This window comes from Paenibacillus sp. J31R30 (assembly GCF_059692115.1).
On sequence record NZ_JCAUAV010000019.1, the window covers coordinates 10950 to 27993 of the forward strand.

Sequence of the window (17044 nt, forward strand, 5' to 3'; positions counted from 1 at the left end):
ACTTCTGCCCTGTGATCATTTCGGTACCAACGAATAATTGACGATGATAAACAAGTCCTGAACTTCGGCCGCCTCCAAAGCGTTGAAACTAGCCACTCCTTCTTTTTTCATTCGTAACTTCCATGAACCTATATCTACACCAGACTCGCCTAAACTAGCAGTAGCAGCATGATGCAAATCGCCAAAAATATTGTCTTTTTGCAAAGTTAGTTCATTTGATGCAAGCAGCGGCGGTGACAGGACGACTTTATATGAATCCGCGTGTTTCAACTTTGCGGCTAATTCAATTTTGCCCGCCTTCACATTGAAGTTTTTCGTAAACAAAGGGAAACGTTCCTTGCTGATTTCCAGTTGCAAGATTTGCTCATCACCCGGATTGACAGCAAGTAAGAATGCGTACCATTCGTTCGGGAATTCCTGCTTCACGTTGAAAACTCGGAACAAACCCCGTCTGCTTTCCGCCAGCGCGATACGATTCAGCTGGCTATTTAATGAAGTGACAGCCCGATCTTTCAAGTTCGTACCACCATCTCGGGCTGTGTATTTTAGATGGAGAATCACATCCGTGATGGTCTGGAAATCGAATTGTTTGAAGTCTTTATTCAAACGAATATGCCATGAACTGATCACTCCCGCTCTTTCAAACGGCAAATATCGTTCGTCATTGAAATTCAGCTCAAACAATCCGCTGTCGTATTGCCCATGGCTAATGGCTATGGATTGATCCATACCGGGATTATCCATGAATCGGTCATCATCCAAGAATAAGCCGTCTGCATTCGCATTTCGGGTATACTGCGTACCAGGATCCGTGGTTTTCCTATAGCTGTTATTCGTTAGCGTCACTGTACAATTAATCGTCGTATAAGGGCCGGCAATTACCGGTATAGATATGCTCATAGATTTAATTCTTCGAGTATAATGCCCCGGATAATCCATATCGAAAAGTGCTTCGGGCAAATCAACGAAACATTCCCCATTCTCCTTCAATTTCAATAAGGCAACCGGATCTAGCATAGCTAACGAAATATTCTTTTGAAGCTCAAATTCCCGTTTGTTGTTGTCCATATAAGCCACTTCCATGCGCTTAATGTCCTGGAACAATTGATCGCCTGACAATAAGCCTTTCTTCAGGCTGTCCCAATAACCGAACCTAATGAAAGAAGCTTCCTGGATGCCCAGTTCAAATTGATAACATAACTCCGCTTTTTTCGCTACATCGAAAGCCAGTTGATAACTCTGGAAATACACCGTCGAGATTTGACCGACCATCCAGTCGTACAGCTCCTGATTCGTGTACTTGCTATGCATATACTCGTCAATCACTACTGCATTTTCGATCTGTTGTTCATGATTGGCCAACTCCATTACAGCTATGCTCTTTCTTTCCTTAGCTGCCTCAATCTGCTGCTCCAATTGGAGCAGTTCCTTATTCGCCAATAGTTCCTGTAGCTTCCAATCCGCCCATCGCCTTTCATGGCTGCTATTGATGGAGGCCATGTTCGCATCATAATTGGCGATGTTCGCCATGAATGAAGCGGCCCCTGCAACGGCTTGCAATGAACTTCCCAACTGAGTGCCGCCAAAAGAGAACTCAGCGGTTGGCGTTCCGCCGAATCCCGCAACCCCTACTTTCACATCAGGAACAAGATGAGCCAGCGACGCCCCTATATTGATGATTTGAGCTGTCTGTTGCCAATCTAATGCTGCGCCGAGCTTATCTTTTTGCAATTGTTCCTCATTACTAACTCGCTGAATATCCCGGTAATAATCCCGTCTAGCTTGCAAGGTTTCATAGGATTTTTGCAACGCCTCCACGGCAAAATTGCTTTCATTAATCTGTTCTTGTTTGACTGCCTTAACTTTATTCAAGAGACTAAACTCTTGACTTGACCGCAGTAGCGCGAACGCTTCCGCATCCCGCTTTTCAAGTGCTACCAATAATGCCGAACCCAGCGACTTCAATTCGTTGCATAGCTCATTTGCCTTTTGTACCACAGACGCAAAGCGATAACCAGGCCTCATGACGGCAAGTTCGCTCAAGGCACTATTCATATCACGACCTGAAGCGACTGCTAGAACCAGCTTCCCAGGATCGATCTCCGGGTCAAATAAGCGCAGTGATCTCACCAAGCCATCAAAATTCATACAATGGCGGATTTTATACAGGCGATTGGCAACCTTGTCCCAATACTCCATTAATAGTTCATTAGGCGGAATGCAGAAATATAGCGTATCCAGATTAGGTAAGTCCATCGCGTTGCTCTCGGATATAAGTTTTGTCTCGCTTGCTTCAATGGTATTTTCCACGTTAGCAAGTGCATTGCCGAATTGATCCCAGTTGATGTCATTATAGGCAACAGACTCCCGCTTATTTCTTGGAATCAGTTTCGGACGCTCACCTAATATTTCTGCGGCAAGAATGTATAGTTGAGTAGCTTCATTAACCGATTCATACGTATCTCGTCTGAATAATTTGTCACCCCATGCAATTAAATTGTCGATATATTTCATTACGATCGTTTTCTGATATGCAACCGTACGAGTACGTGCTATCAAGTGCGGTTGAAACGGATTTTGCCGCCAAGCGTTTACTTCGCCTTCCGTCGTCTTGTTGCGCTTGGTGATAAGGTCCATCAGCTTTCGGATTTCCTGATTTTTATAGTCATCATCATTGGTATTATAGAACGGCTTTGTTTTCCAATATTTCCTTCGGGACTTCTCATCAGAGACGACAGTCGGGTCGAATATATAATGGTACCATTTCATTGCCTCTTCAAAGCGCTGATTGCTACTTAACTTGTTCGCTATCAGAAACGGCGTATGAAAGAACAATTCCCAGTTGTACAAGGCATACGAACCGCTGAATGAGAAATCGACAATCTCCTTGTTATAGTCTTCTTTCGGATCGTAAGGCACGGTAGCAACGCTGCCATTCGGCTGATAGACATTTCCAAAATGGAAGGTGTTGTAAGGATAGTACGATTCCGGTTTTATTTGAATATCCAAGTTGAAAACGCCCTCGACGCCAACGCGATTGAGCTCTCGGATAAACAGCCATGTATATGGATGATAAAACGGATAGAACGTATACATCGGTTTGTAAGGCGTCGAATAGGCAATCGGTGTTTCCGTGAATTGGGAGCCCTGCTGGTACAACCTTTTCGACAAAATGAAAAACACTCTTGCAGGATCTTGATAGAAAAAAGGACTGGATGAATCGAATTGAACGTCTTGATGCGGAATGACTAACGAGTAAGGTTTCAATGCATGATTAAGAACCAGCCCGTTATCCAGTCTTTTCGCGCTTTCTTTTAAGGTATACATTATATTGGAATTATCTTTGTTATGCACGATTTGATTGTATTCATAATGAGATTCCGCAGGCAATAATATCGGACCCTGAACGTACTGTAATCGGTGAATAGCCTCTGCTTCCTTACCGAACTCGGTTAAATCTCCGAACGATTGGTTGGATATTTCTGATATGCGGATATCAGCCATGCGCCCGTTGTATACAAATTGCGACGAGTGCCAAGGCAAATCCGCTTGAAGATTGTCCTCCGAGTATATGAGGTTATCCGAATGATCAGCTGGATCCCTGCGATTCGAAAAGTTTTTTACACTGTAGTTGATAAACAGATTGATCAGCAGTTCGTTCTGTTCTGTTTCCATAGCTTTAAAATGATATGCATGCTTCGGTCTGAACCATGGATGAATCAGCTTCTGCTCAGATACTTTTTTCGGAGACCATTTACCTTTCAGATATACGCTCCATGCCAATTGAATCTCCCAATATTTTTTAGGCGGTGCTGGTATGATGTTGGCTTGGGCGGCGGGTATTTTCTGATTCGCATTCGGCTTTTCCGTAAATACCGGCCAGAACAAATGCAATTTGCGGTTATATATAACCGGAACGACTTGATCGGCGTGAATATCCACATCGACTTTCTCCCATGGCGTCCAATGCCCGCTTCCGTCCATTTGAATATATTGTCTATAATAATAAATAGGTGGATTGCCATGAGTCCGTGCGATTACATGAAGGACATCCTCGTTAATATCGGTGTAGTGATACGTACCACATACTTCCAGGCGAGCCACCTGATCTAACTTGTCTAAATAACTCAGAAAAGCCGATTCCACGTAGTCGTTCGTAATTTCATTTTGCATCAGCTCGTTCTCAAGTTCTTTAAAGAAAGGTGATTTATCGTCACGCAGTTCTGGCGCAATCCAATTTTCCGGATATAGAAACACTTTACGGTTGGCTTCCCATACTCGGTAATTCTTCATCCATTGCCACTGTTTCCATGCCGAATCATTACCGTCAACGACCACTTTCGGACTTTCCAGATTCATCAGGCAGCGTTGAATAAACAGCTGAATCGAACCGACAGCTTGTAAAATACGGGTTGTCTGTTGACATGCTGACATTTCCACATCGACTAAGTAATAGCTGAACAAACTTTGAACGTCATTCCACTGAGCGATACCGGCGATCTCCAAGGGATGATTCACCAGATACATTACCAATGCTTCACGCTTTTTCTCTCGCAAACTATCTTGCAGCTTCGACGTCACAGCCAGCCATTGATCATTCGCATATTTTGATTTCACCGCTTGCTTAATAGCATTTGCATCCGATGCGTTTAAACTTGCTTGAGACCAATCGAACAGCGCTGCAGCTTGGACATCAGCACGCTTCATCCAGGAGAAGCATGTGTCATAGCGAGCCAAGACGTCACAAGAATAATCTTTTGCTTCACCAATGCTCCATGCCGTTTCAAACCATTCGATTTGATCTGCATGCCACGATGTCCATAACGAAATCGCGTTTCTCACTTCGGCCAAATCTGCGTTCTGCTCAATTTGCTCCAATATGGAGAAGATCGAAACTCCACTATGAGCCGGAAATTTCCGATGCAATCCATACACCTTCAACAGATTCTGCAAAATAGGAAACGGCACGTTAGCTTGTCCTGCTTTTACTGGAAATGTTGCGAGATCCAGTAGTCCAAATTGCTGAGACTTGCTCAGCAGCCATGTTAACTCCTCGTCCAATATCTTCAAACTTTTCATAAAAACCGCAATTTTGTTTAACAGCTCATAACCCGCATATATTTGTGGGAACTGAACCTCTAATACTTCAAAATTAAACTCGCCGCCAGCTTTCTTCTCCACTAATTTAACATCCTTAAAGTGTGCCATTAGCGGACTGGCTTCAGTCTCCAATTTAATATTTGCCAGCAGCAGCTTCATCGTTGAAGGATCCAAACCGAACCCTTTGCTGGTTTGTTCGAGAATAACGCTTTCCACACGTTCTGGCGTTGATTTGGCCAATTCTTCACGCAGCTGTTCTATCTTCTGTTTAATCGTACCCTGTCCTACCGCAATAGAAGAATCAGGCCGAAAACGCAGCAGATAGTCGATCATTTCCAGCGAAAAAACCGATTCACGGAAATCGTCGTATTTATTTAAAAATTGCGTTGTCGCATCGGGACTTTCAAACGGGTCTGTCGTCTCCGTGACCTCAATAAGCAGCAGCAGCTCTGACAAGGACAACTTCATCGCATTGGCAAGCGCGTTGTATCGGTGTATGACACTTAATTTAGTTAATGTCAGCAAAGCAAAGTTGTTATAATGTAGATCGGAATCTGCAGGTTCTTTGGTGAGAGGAATCAATAGATCCAGTTCTGATTCTTGCATCGTTAAAGCTGCCAGTATCGTATTTTTGTGATCCATGATCTTATGTGCGGTGAGAGGGTTCGTAATTTGCGAAATGTCGAAAGCAGGGTCGAGAGGTTTAATAATAATCGGATTGAGAAATAAGCTCGCATATAGTGATTTTTCGACTTCACCCTTGTATAGGTTGCTCTCTGTCAACATCACGCCATAAAATGACAGCAATTGTTCAGCAGTTAGCTTAAATCGCTCCTGTAGCTGTTTGCAGTCTTGTAATCGGATCAAACAGCTTTCGTCAAGCTTGCCGTTGCCAATCAGTGGATTGCGAATGAACTTGTCGAGTTCCCACATCTTCCATCCTGTCTGTTTCCATAGCCTGATAAACCTATGCATCTTGTCCAAACGGGAAAGATCCAAATTTGTTATCGATTGCAGATCGGTATTGCATACCTCTCGATGATCAATCTCGCATATGGGATCACCGAAATTGACAAAAGGACATGCCAGCAAATCCAATAAGTCTGAGTATTCAAGACTTGAGCGATTTAGAAAAGTCGAAACGACAGCCAATTCATTTGCCGGATCAGCGCAGCCCCAATAGTCTGCTTGACCCGCCAAATCTTCCTTGCAAATCAATAGTCGTTGCTTCGCGTTAATTTTGAAAACCTCTGCGGCAATATCGACATCTAGTGGCTTATAATCCGAGGGCGAATCCTTCACCACTTGAAAATCCCGCATCAGCACATCACGTTTCATGCCCAGATGCTCCAGATAAGCTCTGCCTTCTTCAGTCCAAAGATCAAATGGCATTTGTAGCGGATATACCGCGTCTTTAAGAGTTTGGTAAGCCGCTGCGCTGACATAGGCCGGACTTGCTCTTAATTCGGCCTCCGTCCCTTCCGTCTGATGCGACACAGCCTCATGGTTAATCGCATTTTCTAAAATCTCGCATACGAGATCAATATAAGGAACGGCTGTATTCGTATTGGCGCAATGCAACAAGATCGTGCCGATATCAGGCCTTCGATCAAATAATACATCTTTGGCCATTCGGCCACCTTTCGTTTTGCGCATTGAAAGAAATTGCAGTATATCTACCAAATAAGCGGCAGGACTGTAGACCGAGTTGCAGTGTTCGCACGCACAATAATCCATAGACCCGAAAAGCACTTTCAAATCTGGATAATCCTCCAGTGCTTTTAATTGCTCATCGGACGGATACATAGAAAGGATGACTGAAGGCGTCGGCTGGTTTAACGCTTCATTAAATCTTGTATATTTGTTAATCAGAATCGCATAATTTTTTGCTGCTTTCTTATATACATAGCGCGCTTCACTTTTGGTAATCTCAAGACTGGCAAATTCTTCGACAAACTGGTTCTTGCCCATAAAATAAATTTGACTTGAAGTATGTAAACCGCGATCCATCAGCACTTTGGAGGTTTTAACATTTCGTGACAAGCGCATGACTCTTTGCATCATCTTTACGTCTTGAACAACCTGTTCCTTATTTTCAATTCCTTCAAATAATTTTTCGTTCTTCTCTTTTACCAGCCGATCGATATTGGTAGATCTGAGCCGAAATTCTTCGGCATTATCAAAAAACCGAACCACGTCTTTTTTATTTGCTAATCGACTTTCAGGGTCTTGTTCAACGCGCGCGACAAATGCTGTAGTTGGATATGCCTTTTCGAAATTATTTAGTAAAATCTCAGCAAATACACTGATCTTCTCCTCTACGCTATCCCCGTCAATATTGTCCGGATAAATGTCGGGACCGTTTTGCGCAGATTGCTTTATGACTTTTTCCCAATCTTTAGCCGTATATTTCGCAAATTCCCTAATGGACTTTACATCATTGTTGTTAACCTTTTCTTTCAAGAATTGAATGACTGGAATCTGACTTTTCGTCAGAGAACTCAGATTAAACGTCATCTTCAATTCTTCTACCAACTCTGGCGTAAATTCCGGCTCATTCTTTTTCAGTTGATTTAGAGCTTTTCTTAATTGCCCGTTATTATCCAGGTATGACTTCATGAATTTCTGTTGATGGCCGTGATCAGGGATGGCGATATGGAGTACAGACTTGATCGGTATTTTACCAGCCGTTACTGGCATTTCCAATGACATTTGTAATTTCAATTGGGCCAATTTGTTCATGATGGGATCGATCAGCTCGCGAAAGCGAACCGAAATCAGATTCTTCCCCAGCGCTTGGGTAAGCGTATTTTTTTGAACGGTTTCAGGGAGGTAAACAATACCCTCCAGCAGACTGTGAATAACGAAATCAATGTTTGTAAAATCCGTTGTCACTTTTGCGAGCTTTGGCAATTCAGATGGTAGATTTGCTCGGAAAAACGCATAAAATACATCCGGTTCTATGTCTGATGTTTGCGATAAGCGATATGCTGCGATAACATACATCAGTTGCTGCGGTTTCAATTTCGCCGCCCGCGACAAGTAAGTGACGTCCTTATGCTCCTTATCTTCAGAAAGCTGAGCGATTGAGATTCCCTTGAGGAAAGGCAGTATTTGTTGGAGCAAGAGCTCGAATTCAGGATGACCTGCATAGTACTCGCCCCCTTCCATCACATTCAGCCATTCGTCTTTTTTCGCATGATAGAGAACTGGGGAGCTTAGCCACAGATTGTTGTTAGAATCGAAAACTTGAATGTACAGGTTAGGAGAGTCTACATGCCGCTCCGGAAGCGAATATTCGATTTCGTAAAAACCATTCTCGTAGGAGCGTTTTTCAGCAAGTAAGATTCCCTCCCTCAGTTCTTTTAAGAAAAGCTTGACTAGAAGGTGAGACACACCCTCCCCTTGTTTATTACGAACCATACCTTTCAATTTTAGCGTTGTTTTCGGTTTATCAACATACTTGTCCAACAGCAGTTCATTGATACTTTTCGCAGTCGACTCATCCACGATCCCGCTTGGCTCGAGCTTATTTTCCTTTTGGAATGCCATTACGGCATCCCGCGTACTTACTCCGAAATATCCTTTTTGCATTTCATTCTCTTTGATCGAGTAATTCAGTTTCAGCAAAAACTGCTGTAATAGACCAACCGAAGCATTCTGCATCTGCAGCTTTAGAGGGAATGGAATTTGGTTCATAGTTAACCCCTTTCATAGAAAATGTTGGTTACATAAGCCCATCAACTGTCTGTTCCAAAATGACGGACCACCAATGCTCTTCGTGCTCGAGCGCCTTCTCATCTATAGCAAGAAATTGATCTCTTAGATCATGAACAAGATCCTCAGCCTCTTCATCGCTGGCTTCCTGCAGGGCGGGCTGCATAGTGACGTAAATATGCAAGAACAACAATAAGTTCCTCACACTGTCATTCACAAAGCGGACAGGAAGCTCTCCCTCTGGATCGATGGAGAATACCTCGTCCGTACTGGCTTTGATCGCAATTTGTGTGCCGAAATCATCGCCAATAACGAGATGAGCTTCCTGCTTGTACATCAGTTGTTTTACATCTCGCTCTTGATAAAATTCAATCAGCAAGTCGTCTCGAACCGGTAATCCAGTGGTGCTTAATACTTGTTTGGTAACATCCGATAACGAAATGTTGTCCAACTCCTTCAAATCCATGCGATGAAGCGATTTTCCCCAAAGTTCTGTCATATTCTGCATATAATTTTAATCTCCTCTCAGTGGCACTGATCTCTGATATTTCCGACTATTAGTAACCTGCTTCTTAATTACATAATCATTTTAATCGCTTCTTTCAATAATCTGACACCTTCGGATCTGGAAGCTTGGGTAGCGCCGTATTCAAAGCTGAATGTTACAGTGGCTTGCGCGAATTTTTTGCCGATCATCGTCAAACAGTATCCGCCTGGTGCAACGCAAGGCTGTAGTTCCGAATAAATTCTTGTTACTTGCGAAGGTTTGATGCCTAATTTTTCTAATTCCTTGGCGATCAACCGCTCCGCGTGACCCGCTCCACGCTCGCTAGCCATGGCTAACGTCTTCTTCACGCCATTTTCAATATATTCAAACACGGCAACGTTTCGACCGCTGAATATCTGATTCGCCTTTCTAAAAGCGATTGCCACTTTACTTAAATCGGTTGCTCCATAAGCCACCTTACCGGTCACTTTTAATGCGATTTGCGCTGCTTCCCTAGCTGCAGCTTCCCTGGCTGCCAGCTCAGCGGCTTGTCTCTCCACCTCTATAGCAGCTGTCTCCTTAGCTGCCAGTTCTGCTGCTTCTCGCGCGGCTAACTCCCTGGCGGCTAGCTCACCGGCTTCTTTGGCAGCCACATCTGCCGCTTCCTTGGCAATGATCTTAGCTCCGCCTTTAACGACCAACTTGCCGGCCGCTGTGACCAGACTCTTAACCAAGAATACGTCGGAGATCGCTAATGCACCATATAGAACCCCACGGCCGTAATTGCCTTTTTGAAAATGGTAGATCGATTCTCGGCCCGACCCCCATATCGGGATCATGCTTTCCGCGAACCCGGGCATCCCAACGCCCTCATCTTCTTCGGAAGGACTGCTCTCTGAAGAAGGCGAGTCGCCATCGGACGGGGACTCGGACTGTTCCTCTTCGCAGAATTCCTTTTTTCGCTCCAATTCGTCAGAGGCCTCTTTGCATCTCGCTGAGTCTGGATTGGCGCATACGAGAACATCCTGAAACGAGCAATCTATTGCTTCCGTACCCGATGGATCGCTTCTAGTAATCGGATTGTTATTGCAGTACTCATATAGATTGAGACTGCCTTCAATCCCAATCGGATCGCAACTAATCCAGCGACCGAGCCACGGCGCGTAATATCTTGCGCCTTGATGATACAATCCGCTCTCGTCGTCTCGTTCCTTACCTATGTATCGATACCGCTTACTATTTACTTCAATTATGCCGTCCATAGCTTGATAAGAGGTGCTTCCAAAAGGATAGTATTCCTCGTAGGTGATTACTTTTCCTGTCTCGTCCAGTTCTACACAGGATGAACCGAGATGATTTTCCAGTTGGTATCGAATCGCTTGAGCAGGAGAATTGTCTATTCCTTTTGTCTTAGTTTCAATTAGAGCAATTCGTCGCTTATCGTCCATAACCTGGAGCGTTTCCCGTTCCAATTTAATCCCGTTTGTCTCGTATCGGCGGTATATTTCAAATATCCCCAAATAGATCCGTTCCTCTTGAACGGTCGAATCTTGATTCTCGAGAACCTTTCGGACCCGCTGCCCAGCACCATTGTACACATAATAAGCCGTTCCGCCGCCTTGCCGCCCCACGCTTTTCAATTGGTCTTTAAAGTCCCAATCCATATGCTGCAGATGCGGCATTTCCGTCATACAGCCGTGTAAATTGTAGCCAAATGAAGAAGGGTTTAGCGAAGATCCCGCTACTGACGTCAGCAATCGGTTATTATGCGGATCGTATGTGAAATTGCGGGTCCATTGGTCGGTCAAACTCCCGCTCCCCGCTTGATGAATCATTGCCAGTATATTGCCGACCTCATCATAAGTGTACCACTGACAGTAATTTTGCATCGCATTGCCATCGCCTCGATGCGGAAGCTTGGTTCGGAACTGATCCCACTCGTTGATGGCCTTGTTCTGTCCGATATGCTCCCTGCCTTCCGCCTTTATCAATCGATACAACGCATCGTATTCATATTTCGCATGGGGTTGAATTCTCTGATTGTTATAGTAGATCGTCTGCTGGGCGTCATCGCGGATAGACATGATGTTGCCAACCGGATCATAGGTATAGGACAAATCCTGTACTGTGCTTTCTCCGGGTCCAAATCCGGTTCTGGTCGTGTTTAGCCGAATAAGCCTATACTGAAAAAGGTCGTACGTATAAGTAGTTATTGTACCGTTGCCATATGAAATCGACTCGCGTACGCCTTTCGCATTATAGTAGATGTTTGAGACATACTCGGTCTGTGCGGAGCCGCGAACCTGAACCTGAACTTTGTTTAATAGATTCGCCTCATTATAAACCGGACGTATTGTGTTGGGTGCTTTGCCAACAATATGCGGAGTCGTAATTTCGACCGGCCTGTTGAGTGCATCATAGATGGTTTGGCTGACGTATGTCTCCGCCTCGAGCTCAGGGGATTCAGACCAATTCGTATCCTCCTTGTAATTTTTCAATAACGTATACTTGCTGTTCACCATGTTGCCCGTCACATCATAGCGTTCATAAGTGACAACACCAGACGTGTCATAATGTTGATACAGTTTACCTAGACCATTGGCCGATTTAGCGTCAGCGAAAGGATTCACTAAATGGATCGATTCCCCGTATATGAATTTTTCAAATAGTTTTGCCGTTCCGCCGTTTTCGGTCACATATAACTCCAACGGCCGATTTAAAGCGTCATACGTATAGGAATACTCGCGGTTGAGACTGTCCCATTTACCATGCGTCTTACCCGCAGCATCCTCAAGCGACCAATGTTCGCCGGATTCGGGAGTATTCTGGTACCTGACCCGATTCAGCATATCGTATTTATAGGTTATAGTAATGTTTCCGCGGGCGTTCCGAATCAATTGCGGATTGCCCGCAATATCGAACTCCATCCATGTGGCAAATTTGTTAATCTTAATATTCCCGTTACGGTCCTTCCATCTGTTATGAGTGACATAATAGATACTTCTTCCAAGTGTATCCAAGTGAACAACAAGCGGTGTTTGATCATGAAGCGCAGCCTTAAGAGCAGCTTCATGTTGATAAGGATTTGAAGCTAGATCGCCATAGACCCGTTCGTTATACCAGTGACTTTCCAGTACATTATCGTTTTCATCAAATGTCTTCTGAACCCACGGATCATATTCCAGTGTACTGTATGTACCGTCTGGCTGTTCCGTCTTGAGTAAGCGGCCTATCGGATCGTAAAACATACAGGGAGAATATCCGATCTCTACTAGCACTTTGGCATTCTCATATCGATGCGTTACGCTAAAGTAGGGTTGGTATTGCTTTACCGGATTTCCTTTATTATTCAATACTGTTCGGCCAGTACCGACCCAGCGTAAATTGGGAGTAGTATCTGCTTCCACAATGCGATCCGAATCGTCATACATTTTGGCAATTCCCGGCTCCGCCTGTATCTTTTTCATTACAATTTGGCCTAAGCCGTCGCAATACTCGAAGCTGTACTGGTACTTGGCAGCGATGCCGCTCAAGAGTTCATCCTGATAATGCGTCTCTCGGACAATTGAAGCAGCCCAAATCGGGGATTGGGATAAATCATACACATAGCGGCTTGTCGCATGTTGAATGATCCCCGGCCCAACGGATGACGGATTATCAAAAAATTGCTGTACTTGTTCTGGCGTTAGATCTGACTGGAAACCGTCAAAATCATCCGCATCCGCCCCTTTTCCTCTTAATGAAGTCCCTGCCACAAAACCAAGGCTGTCATAACGCACTTCCGTGTAATTATCGTTGATATCTTTAACAAGCTCAGGAGCGATAACTCGAAAATCAAACCGTTCCACGCTGGTTTTGTTTCCAATCGCGTCTTCAGTCTCGCTTACAACAAGGTGATAATCAGCATAGTACGCGATCTTCGTGACATGCAGAAAAGGATCGTAGAATCGATCTGGCAAATAGAAATGCTGGTATGCGTCTATGGGATACGCTGCTCTGCCAGATGGAACCCACCATTCATCATCAGCATCCATCTCTGGAAATAAACCTTGATTCTTCATATGCATTGACGATCGATATTGCCCTTCTAGCAGCATGCTGTCATTGACTTTCGCGGCGAAAATCTCATTGACCAGAGCAGTATTCATCGCAAGTTGATAAGATTCGTAAGGAATAGCCCTCGATTGCATTTGGCCTAAGGAAAGCGGTCCGCTTAGATCGTCTTTATAATACAGAGCTCGTTCGTGCGAAAATAATCTCTTTTGCAGTCCGTTCGTTGGTTTTTCATGAAATGAGAGATTACTCGCTAGCGAAAGCGCTGCCTTAAGTTCGGAAACATTCAAATACGGATCTATCGTCTGCACACCTGTCAGTTCGTATTTGCGCATGGCATACGGCATGCGTAGGCGGTAGGCCATCTGTGTTACGATATCGTTGCTATAGTCATTCTCCGTAATAATGATCCTTAGCTTCTTTTGTTCATCTCGAACCTCTTGAGGCAATGTATTCGGAATCATCTGGGATGATCTCGGATATACAACAGCGGCCGTCTGTTCGATTTGCCCATATTCGTTTGTCTTCAGATGCAACGTATGGGTTATTCTCGGATCTTTCGGGTTCCGGTCATAATGATAGCTAATAGATTCGCTTTCCTGCACGAGGAAAACGGCATTTTTATTGCTATGTTTCGGTTGCAGCAACGTAATTTGGCAATTGTGCTCAGACACAGAGTAAGGGTGCTTCGATTTATCGGTTACGTCCAATGCGTAGACTTCCTGCCGGAGCATCATCGCTTTGCAGCTTCGATGCGCTTCCCGCAATTCAGTTGCAGATAAGCCACCAGCTATTCCCGTTTGTATGATCACATCCGGCAGTGAATAGGACGCGAAGTCAGCGTTCCGATAATATTCGCCGGCATACTGTTTCAGCAGCCTGATATTATCCGTGAATGCTCCGGTATGATACCACGTCTTTGTTAGCGTCGGAGCTTGTTGAAGAGGTTCGTTCACAATATGAGAGGAGTTATTCTTGATGAAATGTTCGAACGATTCCGTATCCGTCTGCTCAAGCATACCAAAGCCTCGGAATTCCCGCTCATTATGGTCGTAATATCCGTGATGATACCTGTATTCATTCGAATATATGGCGCCGGTAACTATTTCTTTAACCTGTACTTTACTGACGCAATGTACGGGAAAAGGAAGCTTCGTTACCCAAGGTTTCCCTTCCTGTTCGTCTTGCAAATAGTAATAGGTCGAGCTTTTATACGCAATTGATGTCTCCTTACCCATATTGTTTTTGATTCCGCATAAGAGATACGGCTTGTTCCCGCCCATCAAGTCCATATAACGCAAGGGAGCCGAAGCATTCAGCGGCAGCGGAGAAGTCCATACGATACAAGAGGTACCGTTACCCAGTAGGTCTATGACCGACACTTGGTTAGGCAATTCGACGGAGAAGAACGGCTCGATCTCCTCCGGACTACTCCATGCATTTCCCCCTAAATTCATCCATGCTTTCCATTTGTTTTGCCCCAAATAAATAAGGTCCACGGCACCCGTACCACTAATGTCAGCCAATTGCACCCGCCCTGGGTGAAATGAATCTGACGCGTCTAAGACAGGTGCATAGCTCATCGTCACTTTCGCTCCGAATTTACCGTATCCAAGATTCGGCCAATAACAAATTTCCCCATTACGAATACGTACAATGTCCACAAGCCCGTCGCCGTTCATATCCGCGAGATATATGTTCTGTGAGCGATCTGCGAATACAATGCGAGGCCCTTGTTCCTCGTCTATTGACTTTCGAACTGCCTCAGAATGTCCGTAACCTTGCGTGCCGATCGAGGGATACCAAGTGAACACCTCATCCTCAGATATGAGTATATCCCCCATCCCGTCACCGTTCACATCAATGAACCTCAAGTTGGGATCGCGAAAATTAATATTCGGCATCTGTTCAAAATGTTGAAAAGGGCGCCATTCCTCATCGTCTGTTAATTCATAGTAGCCTTGAAGCGTTTCCTCATAGCTGACTACATATTTCTTGCCGTTTGCCTCCAAATCCTGAATTTGGATAGATCCGTTCGAAAGACCGAGCAGCGACGGCTTGACTGTTACAGTTTCAGCCGCTGAAAATCGACCATTACCGAGATTGCGCTTATAGTACCAAGCATCTGCTTGCTCGGCCAAAATACCAACAATCCCTTCATGATATAAATCTGTCCATTGCATATAATCGGAGGCTCCGATCGGGAAATCGGCTAAATCTTTGTTGTTCGCGGTATGGATTATTTTATTCCACTTCAATTCGTGATATTGAAATTCAGTTTTTGGAAACCCTTTCTTAGAGTAACTGCCATCTTCCATTTTCCTATAACCGTTCTGCTGAATGGATACTATATAATCTGCCTCCACGTAAAGGTGGTCATCTTTCGCTTCAGGCAGATCATTGGGATTGAGAAATTTATAATTCAAATCTAGCGATCGAACTAAATACGGCTCCACGATCTGACTATTGCCGCTGAGTTCTTTAAAATGGTGAAACATCAATATTCTTTGACATAGTCTATAGCTACGGATTTCAAAACCTGAACGGTAGTCTGAGAAAGGATCGTGACGTACATTCCACTTTTGCTGTGGTGCTGGCAGAGGTGATAATGGGTCATGATTACCATAGTCAAAGACAACGTCAAAGAAGTAGTCTGCTTGCTGTGGCATAATCGGAGTAAAAGGTTTATCCGCATCGGCATAATATGGGATTTTATTCCCGTATCTTACACGAGTCAAATACTTGTTGGTAATTGGAGCTAACTTAGAATGTCTGTATTTTTCATGCAACACATAAGGAACATTGTCCAAATTCTCATCTGTATATTTGTATTCTATACAATTTCCTTTACCGTCAAAACTGAAGTCGGGTAACCATTTGAATATGTGAAGTGGGTTGGAAGGGTTCGTTATTCTTGATGAAGGAGATGTTCCGAAATACATGACGATGTTTTCTTGTGTCGTTACTTTCCAGTACACATCATTGTGCTTCTTAATTTTCTCAATTCGGGAGAAACTGCTTACCACTCTCGGTTTGAATCTGGTGATTATCAAGCCGTCTAATGTCAGCGTCTCTTTGAACCATTGTCCGAAAGCATCTTTACTCCATTCAGGAACCAAATCTTCAGTTCCAGATAAAAGAAAGACGTCGCTTTCATTCTCATCGTCATATTGGGGTAACTGCTTGTCCGTTTTGCGCTGGATAAATGGCAATTCGAGGTCCCACCCTAATCCGAAAGCACTATTCCCAGCTCCGGAGTTATAACTAAGCGCTAGCTGCGGCATATATTCGCTTCTACTTTTGGATAACGGAAGCGGGATGCTGAAAGTGGTAGAACCGTTCAATGCGTTAACGGCAAACTTTTCGTCTATCCCCTTGATCGCTCCGCCGCCCTTCGGCAGATCAATCTTAGGGATTTGCTGTCGTTTTCGGGAATCGCTTCCTTCTTGTCGGGGTGCACTTTTAGCCATCGCATTGTTCACGTTCATCTGGTCTTGGTCTTTCCCGCGAAACTCATTAGTTTGGGGCATTGTCCACCTCCACAGCATGTGATCATTTTCGCAGAGCCGAATTCAACTTTTATTATCACAAAAGCCATTATATACCAATTTATTACTGGAGTATGTCGAAATAGGGGGGCAGATAAATTTCTTTTACTGCTTGAAATCACATCTTTCGTTGGATGTG

The 17044-nt window shown here is 44.3% G+C and carries 3 protein-coding genes; all 3 read right to left on the reverse strand.

Features of this window, described 5'->3' with window-relative positions; genetic code table 11:
- Positions 1–15: 15 nt before the first annotated feature.
- Complete coding sequence (locus AC58QO_RS31355) at positions 16–8799, reverse strand: Tc toxin subunit A-related protein (protein WP_497272541.1); 8784 nt, start codon at positions 8797–8799, stop codon at positions 16–18.
- A 28-nt stretch (positions 8800–8827) separates the two neighbouring features.
- Positions 8828–9325 carry an SUKH-4 family immunity protein gene (locus tag AC58QO_RS31360; protein ID WP_497272543.1) on the reverse strand — a complete coding sequence of 166 codons (498 nt, stop codon included), beginning with the start codon at positions 9323–9325 and terminating at the stop codon, positions 8828–8830.
- A gap of 68 nt (positions 9326–9393) precedes the next feature.
- Positions 9394–16887 carry a SpvB/TcaC N-terminal domain-containing protein gene (locus AC58QO_RS31365; protein WP_497272545.1) on the reverse strand — a complete coding sequence of 2498 codons (7494 nt, stop codon included), beginning with the start codon at positions 16885–16887 and terminating at the stop codon, positions 9394–9396.
- Between the last annotated feature and the right edge of the window lie 157 nt (positions 16888–17044).

Coding starts and splice junctions, on each gene's coding strand:
- AC58QO_RS31355 (WP_497272541.1), bottom strand. CDS start 8,799: ATGAACCAAATTCCATTCCCTCTAAAGCTGCAGATGCAGAATGCTTCG.
- AC58QO_RS31365 (WP_497272545.1), bottom strand. CDS start 16,887: ATGCCCCAAACTAATGAGTTTCGCGGGAAAGACCAAGACCAGATGAAC.
- AC58QO_RS31360 (WP_497272543.1), bottom strand. CDS start 9,325: ATGCAGAATATGACAGAACTTTGGGGAAAATCGCTTCATCGCATGGAT.